This is a genomic window from Azotobacter chroococcum, assembly GCF_004339665.1.
Classification (GTDB): domain Bacteria; phylum Pseudomonadota; class Gammaproteobacteria; order Pseudomonadales; family Pseudomonadaceae; genus Azotobacter; species Azotobacter chroococcum.
The window spans coordinates 1-12,205 of the sequence record NZ_SMMU01000067.1 but is presented as its reverse complement, the minus strand read 5'-3'; the positions used below and the strand labels follow the sequence as shown (position 1 = coordinate 12,205).

The following is a 12,205-nucleotide window of genomic DNA, read 5'->3' as shown; positions in this document are numbered from 1 at the left end:
ACTGAAGAGCTGGATGATTCCCTTTCATGGGGTGGCCACCAAGTATCTGACCCATTACCTGGGATGGCGCCGCCTGCTCGAACGCTACAAGACGCCGCTCAATCCATTGATTTGCTTGAGAGAGGCGCTAGGGCGAGTAGCTATGCAACAACTAACTCAGACATAGCCTTCCTAAAACTGTGTCCAGAATTAATTGACCACTACACCCCGTTATCCCCACGCTTGCTCTGTCCGGCACCGAAAGGCGGACCCACGCCGTGCTGCCGAGCCTCAGCCAAACCTGTGGAAAACCCTCACCGGGCTCCGTCGATAGGCCGGTGGCAAAAACGCCGGTAATTTCACGGGTGGATAAGGTCCAGATCCATGTACAGGACGCCGACAGGCTACCCTCTATCCACAGGCAGGATCGCCACAGTCTTATCCTTGTTGGAAACGTCGATGGCGAAAGGTTTTTGATAAGTTATCCACAGATACCGCGTTGCTCAGACATAAAAAACCAAGAACAGACTTTTTAGAGATTTCTTCCCTTTTGTCGCGGTCAGGCTTTGTAGAGCGGCAGCGCGAAGCGGCTGGTTATTTTTTGTGCAGGACCTTCATTCGCCTTGCCTAACTCTCTATACTTGCCGCCCTTCCTTTCCCCCCTACGAACAGGCACGAGGTGCGTGGTGGACTTCCCTTCCCGTTTTGACGTGATCGTGATCGGTGGTGGCCATGCCGGTACCGAAGCCGCGCTCGCGGCTGCGCGCATGGGCGTGAAGACCCTGCTGCTTTCCCATAATGTGGAAACCCTCGGGCACATGAGCTGCAACCCGGCCATCGGTGGCATCGGCAAGAGCCACCTGGTCAAGGAAATCGATGCACTCGGCGGTGCCATGGCCCGGGCCACCGACGTGGCCGGCGTCCAGTTCCGCGTCCTCAACAGCCGCAAGGGGCCGGCGGTACGCGCCACCCGCGCCCAGGCCGACCGCGCGCTGTACAAGGCGGAGATCCGCCGCATCCTGGAAAACCAGCCCAACCTGTGGATCTTCCAGCAGGCCGTCGACGACCTGATCGTCGAGGGCGAGCAGGTGCGCGGCGTCGTCACCCAGATGGGCCTGAAGTTCCATGCCGACAATGTGGTGCTGACTGTCGGTACCTTCCTTGGCGGACTTATCCACATCGGCCTGGAGAATTATTCTGGCGGTCGTGCCGGCGACCCGCCGTCGATCGCCCTGGCGCGCCGATTGCGCGAGCTGCCGCTGCGCGTCGGCCGCCTGAAGACCGGCACGCCGCCGCGCATCGACGGCCGTTCCATCGACTTCTCGGTGATGACCGAGCAGCCGGGCGACACGCCGGTGCCGGTGATGTCCTTTCTCGGCGCACGCGAGCAGCATCCGCGGCAGGTCAGCTGCTGGATCACCCACACCAATGCGCGCACCCACGAGATCATCGCCGGCAACCTGGACCGCTCGCCGATGTATTCCGGGGTGATCGAGGGCATCGGCCCGCGCTACTGCCCGTCGATCGAGGACAAGATCCACCGCTTCGCCGACAAGGACAGCCACCAGGTGTTTCTCGAGCCGGAAGGCCTGTCGACCCATGAGGTCTATCCGAACGGCATCTCCACTTCGCTGCCGTTCGACGTGCAGCTCGAGATCGTCCGCTCGATCCACGGTCTGGAGAACGCCCATATCGTGCGTCCGGGCTACGCCATCGAGTACGACTTCTTCGATCCGCGCGACCTCAAGTACTCGCTGGAAACCAAGGTGATCGGTGGGCTGTTCTTCGCCGGGCAGATCAACGGCACCACCGGCTACGAGGAGGCCGGCGCCCAGGGCCTGCTCGCCGGCGCCAATGCTGCGCTGCGCGCCCAGGGTCGCGAGGGCTGGTGTCCGCGCCGCGACGAGGCCTACCTCGGCGTGCTGGTCGACGACCTGATCACCCTTGGCACCCAGGAGCCGTACCGCATGTTCACCTCGCGCGCCGAGTACCGGCTGATCCTGCGCGAGGACAACGCCGACCTGCGCCTGACCGAGCAGGGCCGTGCGCTGGGTCTGGTCGATGACGCCCGCTGGGCGGCATTCTGCTCCAAGCGCGAAGGCATCGAGCGCGAGGAGCAGCGCCTGAAGACGACCTGGGTACGCCCAGGTACGCCGGAGGGCGAGGCGGTCGCCGCGCGTTTCGGCAGTCCGCTGGCCCGCGAATACAACCTGCTCAGCCTGCTGGCCCGGCCGGAAATCGACTACGCCGGCCTGGTTGGGCTGACCGGAGGCGGTGCCGAAGATGAACAGGTTGCCGAACAGGTGGAGATCAAGACCAAGTACGCCGGCTACATAGATCGCCAGCAGGACGAGATCGCCCGCCTGCGCGCCAGTGAAAGCACCCGTCTGCCCGACGACCTGGACTACGCGGCGATTTCCGGACTGTCCAAGGAGATCCAGCACAAGCTCGGCCAGGCCCGCCCGCAGACCCTCGGCCAGGCATCGCGGATTCCGGGGGTCACCCCGGCGGCGATTTCCCTGCTGCTGATCCACCTGAAGAAGCGTGACGCCGGCCGGAACCTGGAGCAGAGCGCCTGATGTCCACCGTCACCTCCCGCCACGCCGAGGAACTGGCGTGCGGCGCCCGCGAACTGGGCGTCGAACTGTCCGACCGCCAGCAGGAACAGCTGCTCGCCTACCTGGCGCTGTTGATCAAGTGGAACAAGGCCTACAATCTCACCGCCGTACGCGATCCGGACGAGATGGTTTCGCGCCATCTGCTCGACAGCCTCAGCGTGGTGCCGCAAGTCGCCAAGGCTGGGGATAACTGGCTGGATGTCGGCAGCGGCGGCGGCATGCCGGGAGTCCCGCTGGCCATCCTGTTTCCCGGGCGGCGCTTCACTCTGCTGGATTCCAACGGCAAGAAAACCCGTTTCCTTACCCAGGTGAAACTGGAACTGCAATTGCAAAACCTGGAAGTTGTTCACAGTCGGGTCGAGGCATTCACGCCTGCGCAGCCATTTTCCGGCATCTGTTCTCGGGCGTTCAGTTCGCTGGCGGATTTCGCCAACTGGACCCGCCACCTGAGTGATGGCGAAACCCGCTGGCTGGCGATGAAGGGCGTGCAGCCGGACGACGAGCTGCAGGCCCTGCCGGACGATTTTCGACTGGAACGTACCTATGAGCTCAAGGTTCCCGGTTGTCAGGGTCAGCGCCATCTGCTGATACTGCGCCGCACTCCATGACCCGGACAGACGCTGACCATGGCTAAAGTACTCGCCATCGCCAACCAGAAGGGTGGTGTGGCCAAGACCACCACTTGCATCAACCTGGCCGCCTCGCTGGTGGCCACACGCAGACGCGTGCTGCTGATCGACCTCGATCCCCAGGGCAACGCCACCACCGGCAGCGGGGTGGACAAGCTGAATCTGGAGCATTCGGTCTACGACGTGCTGACCGGCGACTGCAGCTTCGCCGAAGCCATGCAGTTCTCCGAGCACGGCGGCTACCAGCTGCTGCCGGCCAACCGCGATCTCACCGCGGCGGAGGTCGTGCTGCTCGACAAACCGGGCAAGGAGCACCGCCTGCGCGAAGCCCTGGCACCGATCCGCGAGAACTACGACTACATCCTCATCGACTGTCCGCCCTCGCTGTCGATGCTGACGATCAACGCCCTGGCCGCTTCCGACGGGGTGATCATCCCCATGCAGTGCGAATACTACGCCCTGGAAGGCCTGAGCGACCTGGTCAACTCGATCCAGCGCATCGGCAAGGCGCTCAACCCGAGCCTGCAGATCGAGGGCCTGCTGCGCACCATGTACGATCCGCGCGTCAGCCTGACCAACGAAGTTTCCGAGCAACTCCAGGCGCATTTCGGCGACAAGCTCTACGAAACCGTCATCCCGCGCAACGTGCGACTCGCCGAAGCGCCCAGCCACGGCATGCCGGCGCTGGTCTACGACAAGCAATCCAAGGGTGCCCAGGCCTATCTGGCGCTGGCCAGCGAACTGTCCCGTCGCCAGCGTCAGGCTGTACGTGGTACCCGAGCATAAGGAGCTTCCATGGCGATCAAGAAACGAGGCCTGGGCCGCGGGCTGGATGCCTTGCTGGGCGGTACCGGTGGTGTGACCGCCCTGCAGAAGGAGGTCGGGCAACCGGTCGATGGCCATGAGCTGCAGCACCTGCCGCTGGAACTGATCCAGCGCGGCAAGTACCAGCCGCGCCGCGACATGGACCCGGTGGCGCTGGAGGAACTGGCGCAGTCGATCCTGGCCCAGGGGGTGATGCAGCCGATCGTGGTGCGGCCGGTCGATGGCCAGCGCTACGAGATCATCGCTGGCGAACGGCGCTGGCGGGCCAGCCAGCAGGCCGGGCTGGAGAAGATTCCGGCCATCGTCCGCGAGGTGCCGGACGAGGCCGCCATCGCCATGGCGCTGATCGAGAACATCCAGCGCGAGAACCTCAACCCGATCGAGGAGGCCACCGCCCTGCAGCGCCTGCAGCAGGAGTTCCAGCTGACCCAGCAGCAGGTTGCCGATGCGGTGGGCAAGTCGCGGGTCAGCATCAGCAACCTGCTGCGGCTGATTTCCCTGCCGGAGGAGATCAAGACCCTGCTTTCCCGTGGCGATCTGGAAATGGGCCATGCCCGTGCCCTGCTGGGGCTTCCCGCCGAACGGCAGGTGGAGGGCGCGCGACATGTTGTCGCACGCGGTCTGACCGTCCGTCAGACCGAGGCACTGGTTCGCCAGTGGCTGAACGAGCAGTCGCAAGCGGAGAAAGCCCACACGAGCGATCCGGACATAACCCGTCTGGAACAGCGGCTGGCCGAGCGTTTGGGCTCTCCGGTACAGATCAAGCACAGCCAGAAAGGCAAGGGCCAGCTTGTGATCCGCTACAACTCTCTGGACGAACTGCAGGGTGTGCTGGCCCATATCCGTTGATATTCCGGCGTGTAGCGGGCGATCGGAAAAGACTACCCGAAGGTTGAACCGACTTGGAACCACCCATATACTCGCCGCGCATTTTGAAAGCGGTAGGCTCGTTGAACGCTCCGCCATGGTGACGGGGATCGTGTGAACATACGTAATCGGACACCGCTCCACCGCCTTCCCGTGTTTCGTGTATTGGTCGTGCAGGCCCTGACCGGACTTGTCACGGCCTTTGCGTGCGGTGTGTTTTGGGGATTGGTCGCAGGGTATTCGGCCCTGCTGGGTGGGCTGATCGCCTGGCTGGCCAACCTGTATTTCGCCCATAAGGCCTTTCGCTATTTCGGCGCGCGTTCGGCCAAGGCCGTGGTCCAGTCGCTCTGGTCCGGTGAGATGGGAAAACTAATTCTGACAGCGGCGCTCTTCGCGCTGGTGTTTGTGGGGGTGCAGCCTCTCGAACCGCTGGCGCTGTTCGGCGGCTACCTGCTGGTGCTCGGTATCGGAGCGAGCGCACTCCTGCTGATGAGAAACAAACCGAAGCATTGAGCATTTGAGGCGTTTATGGCGAACACTCCAGTCGAATATATACAGCACCACCTACAGAACCTGGTCTTCGGCGCACACCCGGAAAAGGGCTGGATCGTCGCGCAGACGGCGGAAGAAGCCGGGCAGATGGGCTTCTGGTCCATCAACCTGGACACCCTGGGCTGGTCGATCGCCATGGGCGTGCTGTTCCTGTGGCTGTTCCGCAAGGCCGCACTCACTGCTTCCACCAAGGTGCCGGGTCCCCTGCAGAATCTCGCCGAGATGTGCATCGAATTCGTCGAAGGCATGGTTCGCGACACCTTCCACGGCCGCAACCCGCTGATCGCGCCCCTGGCCCTGACCATCTTCGTCTGGGTGTTCCTGATGAACAGCCTGAAGTGGATTCCGGTCGATTTCATCCCGGGCCTGGCCCATCTGTTTGGTGCGCCCTACTTCAAGATCGTGCCGACCGCCGACCCGAATGGCACTTTCGGCATCTCGATCGGCGTGTTCATCCTGATCATCTACTACAGCATCAAGGTTAAGGGTGTAGGGGGATTCACCAAGGAACTCTCGCTGACCCCGTTCAATCATTGGGCGTTGATTCCGTTCAACCTGTTCCTCGAAATCCTGGGTCTGCTGACCAAGCCGCTGACCCTGGCTCTGCGACTGTTCGGCAACATGTATGCCGGTGAGGTGGTGTTCATCCTTATCGCCCTGCTGCCGTTCTGGGCTCAGTGGACCCTGAATCTGCCTTGGGCAATCTTCCATCTCCTGGTGATTCCGCTTCAGGCATTCATCTTCATGGTACTGACCATCGTGTACCTGAGCTCAGCCCATGAAGACCACCATTGACCGGCAATAACGCTTCCCCCAAACCAACCTACCTTAGCTTCAGGAGCTTTACATGGAACTTGTCATCATCGCCGCCTCCATCATGATCGGTCTGGGTGCACTGAGCACCGGTATCGGCTTCGCCCTGCTGGGTGGCAAGCTGCTGGAATCCACCGCTCGTCAACCCGAGCTGGCTCCCCAGCTGCAAACCAAGACCTTCCTGATGGCTGGTCTGCTCGACGCCGTTCCGATGATCGGCGTTGGTATCGCGATGTACCTCATCTTCGTTGTCGCTCCCTCTGCTGCTTAAGCATTTCCCGGTTTAAGAAGGGGTTCGCCCAGCGAGCCCCCTCGTCTTGGAAATGGCAAGCACGCCGAACGAGATAGCACGAGGTAAATCGCTGTGAACATAAATTTGACGCTATTTGGTCAAACGATCGCCTTCGCTATTTTTGTCTGGTTCTGCATGAAGTACGTTTGGCCGCCACTCACTCAGGCCATGCAGGAACGCCAGAAGAAAATCGCCGAGGGCCTGGATGCTGCAGGCCGTGCCCAGCAGGATCTGAAGCTGGCCCAGGAAAAGGTTTCCAACACCCTGCGTGAATCCCGCGAGCAGGCTACCCAGATCATCGAGCAGGCGAACAAGCAGGCCAATGCGATCATCGAAGATGCCAAGCAGCAGGCACAGGCCGAAGGTGAGCGACTGATTGCCGGGGCCAAGGCCGAGATCGAGCAGGAAGTGAACCGTGCCAGGGTAGAACTGCGCACTCAGGTGGCGGCTCTGGCCATCCTGGGCGCAGAGAAGATCCTGGAGTCCAAGGTGGACACCAAGGCGCACAACAAGCTGGTCGAAAAACTGGCCTCCCAACTCTAAGCGAGGCAAGCGATGATCAATAACCAGACGCTTGCTCGGCCTTACGCAAAAGCCGCTTTCGAGTATGCCAGCGCGGCCAACAGCAGCGACGCCTGGTCGGGCATGTTGAGCCTGGCTGCCGCTGTCGTTGAAGCCCCCGAAGTCGCCGAACTGCTGCGCAACCCGCGCCTGACCCGCGAAAGCAAGGTCGAGGCCGTGCTGCGTCTGTTCGCTGCCGACGTCGATGAGGCGTTCCGCAACTTCATCACCAACATGGGCGAGCACGATCGCCTGTTCGTGTTGTCGACTGTGCGCGAACTGTTCGGGGCATACAAGGCAGAAGCCGATAAGACGCTCGACGTCGAACTCGAGACAGCCTACGAGCTTTCCGCCGAGCAACTCGAAACCTTGGCTGCCGCCCTGTCGAAGCGGCTAGATCGTTCCGTCAACCCCAGGCAGGTCGTGAATCCTGCTCTGATCGGTGGCCTGGTCATCCGCGCCGGCGATGTGGTTGTCGACGGTTCGGTCCGCGGCAAACTGAGCCAGTTGGCCGAGTCGTTGAAATCCTGATTTGAGGGTCATGGCATGCAGCAACTGAATCCTGCTGAGATTAGTGAAATCATCAAGCAGCGCATCGCGAACACCGATGTGACTGCCCAAGCCCGCAACGAGGGCACCGTCGTCAGCGTTTCCGACGGTATCGTTCGCATCTATGGTCTGGCCGACGTAATGTACGGCGAGATGATCGAGTTCCCCGGCGGCATCTATGGCATGGCGCTGAACCTGGAGCAAGATTCCGTCGGTGCCGTGGTGCTGGGTAACTACCTGGGCCTGACCGAAGGCATGAGCGCCAAGTGCACCGGGCGCATTCTGGAAGTCCCGGTCGGTCCGGAACTGCTGGGTCGCGTGGTCGATGCCCTGGGCAACCCGATCGACGGCAAGGGTCCGATCGACGCCAAGCTCACCGACGCGGTCGAGAAAGTGGCACCGGGCGTGATCTGGCGTAAGTCGGTCGACCAGCCGGTGCAGACCGGCTACAAGTCGGTCGATGCCATGATCCCGGTCGGCCGTGGCCAGCGCGAGCTGATCATCGGCGACCGTCAGATCGGCAAGACCGCGATGGCCATCGACGCCATCATCAACCAGAAGAACAGCGGCATCCGCTGCGTGTACGTGGCCATCGGTCAGAAGCAGTCGACCATCGCCAACGTGGTGCGCAAGCTGGAAGAGCACGGCGCCCTGGCCAACACCATCGTGGTGGCAGCGTCCGCTTCCGAATCCGCTGCCCTGCAGTACCTGGCTCCCTACGCCGGCTGCACCATGGGCGAGTACTTCCGTGATCGCGGCGAAGACGCGCTGATCGTCTACGATGACCTGTCCAAGCAGGCCGTCGCCTACCGCCAGATCTCCCTGCTGCTGCGCCGTCCGCCGGGCCGCGAAGCCTATCCAGGCGACGTGTTCTATCTCCACAGCCGTCTGCTGGAGCGCGCTTCCCGCGTCTCCGAAGAGTACGTGGAGCAGTTCACCAAGGGCGAAGTGAAGGGCCAGACCGGTTCGCTGACCGCGCTGCCGATCATCGAAACCCAGGCCGGCGACGTGTCCGCCTTCGTTCCGACCAACGTGATCTCCATCACCGACGGTCAGATCTTCCTGGAATCCTCCATGTTCAACTCGGGCATCCGTCCGGCGGTCAACGCCGGTATCTCGGTATCCCGCGTCGGTGGTGCGGCCCAGACCAAGATCATCAAGAAGCTGTCCGGCGGTATCCGTACCGCTCTGGCCCAGTACCGTGAACTGGCGGCCTTCGCCCAGTTCGCCTCGGACCTCGACGAAGCTACCCGCAAGCAGCTCGAGCACGGTCAGCGCGTGACCGAGCTGATGAAGCAGAAGCAGTATGCGCCGATGTCCATCGCCGAAATGTCGCTGTCCCTGTATGCCGCCGAGCGCGGTTTCCTGCAGGACGTCGCAGTGGCCAAAATTGGCGCCTTCGAGCAGGCGTTGATCGGTTACTTCCAGCGTGAGAATGCAGATCTGCTGGCGAAGATCAACGAGAAGGGTGACTTCAACGACGAAATCGACGCAGGCCTCAAGGCCGGCATCGAGAAGTTCAAGGCCACCCAGTCCTGGTAAGCCGCAGCGGGAGCCGCAAGGCTCCCGCCTGCTAACCCGAAAGGTGTCAAATGGCAGGCGCAAAAGAGATTCGCAGCAAGATTGCGAGCATCAAGAGCACGCAGAAGATCACCAGCGCCATGGAAAAGGTGGCGGTCAGCAAGATGCGCAAGGCCCAGATGCGCATGGCTGCCAGCCGTCCCTATGCGGAGCGGATCCGTCAGGTCATCGGCCATCTGGCCAAGGCCAACCCGGAGTACAAGCACCCGTTCATGGTCGAGCGCCCGGTCAAGCGCGTCGGTTACATCCTCGTCTCCACCGACCGCGGTCTGTGCGGTGGCCTGAACGTCAACCTGTTCAAGGCCCTGATCAAAAGCATGAAGGAGTGGCACGACAAGGGCGTCGAAGCCGACTTCTGCGTGATTGGCAACAAGGGTGCCAGCTTCTTCCGCAGCTACGGCGGCAACGTGGTCGCGGCGATCGGCAACCTGGGCGAAGAGCCCGCGATCGGCAGTCTGATCGGCAGCATCAAGGTGATGCTGGATGCCTTCCACGAAGGCCGTGTGGACCGTCTGTACCTGGTGTCGAACAAGTTCATCAACACCATGACCCAGAAACCTGTCGTCGAACAGCTGCTGCCGCTGGCCGCAAGCGATGACGAAGGTGTCCAGAAGGGGACTTGGGACTACCTGTACGAACCCAATGCCCAGCAGCTGCTGGATGCTCTGCTGGTTCGCTACATCGAGTCGCAGGTCTACCAGGCCGTGGTGGAGAACGGCGCGGCCGAGCAGGCGGCGCGGATGATCGCGATGAAGAACGCGACCGACAACGCCGGCGAGCTGATCAGCGATCTGCAGCTGGTCTACAACAAGGCCCGTCAGGCGGCGATCACCCAGGAAATTTCGGAAATCGTCGGCGGCGCTGCCGCGGTTTAAGAACGGTTCATAAGGTTAGAGGAACCAAGTAATGAGTAGCGGACGTATCGTTCAAATCATCGGCGCCGTTATCGACGTGGAATTCCCGCGCGATCAGGTGCCGAACATCTATGACGCGCTGAAAGTCGAAGGCGCGGCCACCACCCTGGAAGTCCAGCAGCAGCTGGGCGACGGCGTGGTTCGCTCCATCGCCATGGGTTCCACCGAAGGCCTCAAGCGTGGCCTGAACGTGAACAACACCGGTGCCGGTATCTCCGTTCCGGTCGGCACGGCTACCCTGGGCCGGATCATGGATGTGCTGGGCAACCCGATCGACGAAGCGGGTCCCATCGGCGAGGAAGAGCGCTGGACCATCCACCGCGCTGCTCCGAGCTACGCCGAGCAGGCCGGCGGCAACGATCTGCTGGAAACCGGCATCAAGGTGATCGACCTGGTCTGCCCGTTCGCCAAGGGCGGCAAGGTCGGCCTGTTCGGCGGCGCCGGCGTGGGCAAGACCGTGAACATGATGGAGCTGATCCGCAACATCGCCATGGAGCACAGCGGTTACTCCGTGTTCGCCGGCGTGGGTGAGCGTACTCGTGAAGGTAACGACTTCTATCATGAGATGAAGGACTCCAACGTTCTCGACAAGGTAGCCCTGGTCTACGGCCAGATGAACGAGCCGCCGGGCAACCGTCTGCGCGTGGCCCTGACCGGCCTGACCATGGCCGAGAAGTTCCGTGACGAAGGCCGCGACGTGCTGCTGTTCGTCGACAACATCTACCGTTACACCCTGGCCGGTACCGAAGTGTCCGCGCTGCTGGGTCGTATGCCGTCCGCGGTGGGCTACCAGCCGACCCTGGCCGAGGAAATGGGCGTTCTGCAGGAGCGCATCACCTCCACCAAGACCGGCTCCATCACCTCCGTGCAGGCCGTGTACGTTCCCGCGGACGACCTGACCGACCCGTCCCCGGCGACCACCTTCGCCCACCTGGACGCCACCGTGGTACTGTCGCGCGACATCGCCTCCCTGGGTATCTACCCGGCCGTCGATCCGCTGGACTCCACCTCCCGTCAGCTCGACCCGCTGGTGATCGGCCAGGAGCACTACGACACCGCCCGCGGTGTGCAGTACGTGCTGCAGCGCTACAAGGAGCTGAAGGACATCATCGCCATCCTCGGCATGGACGAACTGTCCGAAGCCGACAAGCAGCTGGTGTCTCGCGCCCGTAAGATCCAGCGCTTCCTGTCCCAGCCGTTCTTCGTGGCCGAAGTCTTCACTGGCTCCCCGGGCAAGTACGTGTCGCTGAAGGAAACCATCCGCGGCTTCTCCGGCATCCTCAAGGGCGACTACGACCATCTGCCGGAACAGGCGTTCTACATGGTTGGCGGTATCGACGAAGCCATCGAGAAGGCCAAGAAACTGTAACCTGGCGCGCCCGCTAGCCGGGCGCTCGACCAGGCGGTCGCCACCCCGGTGGCGCCGCCTGCTAACCGAGGCATGAATATGGCTATGTCAGTGCATTGCGACATCGTCAGCGCGGAAGAAGAGCTGTTCTCGGGCCTGGTGGAAATGGTCATCGCCCATGCCAACATGGGTGACGTCGGTATCCTCCCGGGTCACATGCCGCTGTTGACTGATCTCAAGCCCGGTCCGGTGCGGGTGATCAAGCAGGGTGGCGACGAGGAAATCTTCTACATCTCCGGCGGCTTCCTCGAAGTGCAGCCGAGCATGGTGAAGGTCCTCGCCGATACCGCGACCCGCGCCAAGGATCTGGACGAGGTCGCCGCTCAGGAAGCCGTCAAGGCCGCCCAGAAGGCGCTCAACGAGAAGGGCGCGGAATTCGACTACGGTTCCGCTTCCGCCCGTCTGGCCGAGGCTGCCGCCCAGCTGCGCACCATCAGCGAGCTGCGCAAGAAGTACGGTCGCCACTGAGTTCGACGCTTCCTCGCTCGACGACGAAAGGGTAGCCCAGGCTACCCTTTTTTCTTGGTTCTTCGCGGAATCCTGGGAAAGCGAGGATTGACAGTCAGGGAAGCAGGTAAATTGGCAGTCGCCAAACTCACCAACCGCTGCCCCCTGCT

At 62.2% G+C, this 12,205-nt stretch carries 13 protein-coding genes and 1 pseudogene; all 14 read left to right on the top strand.

What is annotated here, in order from left to right; translation table 11 throughout:
- Positions 1–166: pseudogene (locus EV691_RS22585) on the top strand (IS1595 family transposase); the annotation flags it as partial.
- Between the two features lie 499 nt (positions 167–665).
- The gene (gene mnmG / locus EV691_RS22580) at positions 666–2,558 is read left to right on the top strand and encodes a tRNA uridine-5-carboxymethylaminomethyl(34) synthesis enzyme MnmG (protein ID WP_131301612.1); all 1,893 of its coding nucleotides are present in this window, start codon (positions 666–668) and stop codon (positions 2,556–2,558) included.
- Positions 2,558–3,205, top strand: coding sequence for a 16S rRNA (guanine(527)-N(7))-methyltransferase RsmG (rsmG, locus tag EV691_RS22575; protein ID WP_131301609.1), 648 nt, complete (start codon positions 2,558–2,560; stop codon positions 3,203–3,205). The genes mnmG and rsmG overlap by 1 nt, the downstream gene beginning before the upstream one ends.
- 18 nt (positions 3,206–3,223) lie before the next feature.
- The gene (locus tag EV691_RS22570) at positions 3,224–4,012 is read left to right on the top strand and encodes a ParA family protein (protein WP_039807257.1); all 789 of its coding nucleotides are present in this window, start codon (positions 3,224–3,226) and stop codon (positions 4,010–4,012) included.
- Positions 4,013–4,021: 9 nt separating this feature from the next.
- Entirely contained in the window at positions 4,022–4,900 is an 879-nt protein-coding gene (locus EV691_RS22565; protein ID WP_131301607.1) for a ParB/RepB/Spo0J family partition protein, read from the top strand.
- Positions 4,901–5,032: 132 nt separating this feature from the next.
- Positions 5,033–5,431, top strand: coding sequence for a F0F1 ATP synthase subunit I (locus tag EV691_RS22560; RefSeq protein ID WP_131301604.1), 399 nt, complete (start codon positions 5,033–5,035; stop codon positions 5,429–5,431).
- A 15-nt stretch (positions 5,432–5,446) separates the two neighbouring features.
- Positions 5,447–6,265, top strand: a complete 819-nt coding sequence (gene atpB, locus EV691_RS22555) for a F0F1 ATP synthase subunit A (RefSeq protein WP_131301601.1) — start codon at positions 5,447–5,449, stop codon at positions 6,263–6,265.
- A 52-nt stretch (positions 6,266–6,317) separates the two neighbouring features.
- A complete protein-coding gene (gene atpE / locus EV691_RS22550) occupies positions 6,318–6,554 on the top strand; it encodes a F0F1 ATP synthase subunit C (protein ID WP_012703649.1) in 237 nt (78 codons plus the stop codon).
- Positions 6,555–6,647: 93 nt separating this feature from the next.
- Positions 6,648–7,118, top strand: a complete 471-nt coding sequence (locus EV691_RS22545; RefSeq protein ID WP_039807244.1) for a F0F1 ATP synthase subunit B — start codon at positions 6,648–6,650, stop codon at positions 7,116–7,118.
- 12 nt (positions 7,119–7,130) lie between these two features.
- Positions 7,131–7,667, top strand: coding sequence for a F0F1 ATP synthase subunit delta (locus tag EV691_RS22540; RefSeq protein WP_131301598.1), 537 nt, complete (start codon positions 7,131–7,133; stop codon positions 7,665–7,667).
- A 15-nt stretch (positions 7,668–7,682) separates the two neighbouring features.
- Positions 7,683–9,227 (top strand): F0F1 ATP synthase subunit alpha, encoded by a 1,545-nt coding sequence (gene atpA, locus EV691_RS22535; RefSeq protein WP_039807239.1) that lies wholly within the window; start codon positions 7,683–7,685, stop codon positions 9,225–9,227.
- Positions 9,228–9,277: 50 nt separating this feature from the next.
- Complete coding sequence (gene atpG / locus EV691_RS22530; RefSeq protein ID WP_131301595.1) at positions 9,278–10,141, top strand: F0F1 ATP synthase subunit gamma; 864 nt, start codon at positions 9,278–9,280, stop codon at positions 10,139–10,141.
- Positions 10,142–10,172: 31 nt separating this feature from the next.
- Entirely contained in the window at positions 10,173–11,549 is a 1,377-nt protein-coding gene (atpD, locus tag EV691_RS22525; protein ID WP_039807235.1) for a F0F1 ATP synthase subunit beta, read from the top strand.
- 78 nt (positions 11,550–11,627) lie between these two features.
- Positions 11,628–12,056 carry a F0F1 ATP synthase subunit epsilon gene (locus EV691_RS22520; RefSeq protein WP_039807232.1) on the top strand — a complete coding sequence of 143 codons (429 nt, stop codon included), beginning with the start codon at positions 11,628–11,630 and terminating at the stop codon, positions 12,054–12,056.
- Positions 12,057–12,205: the final 149 nt, after the last annotated feature.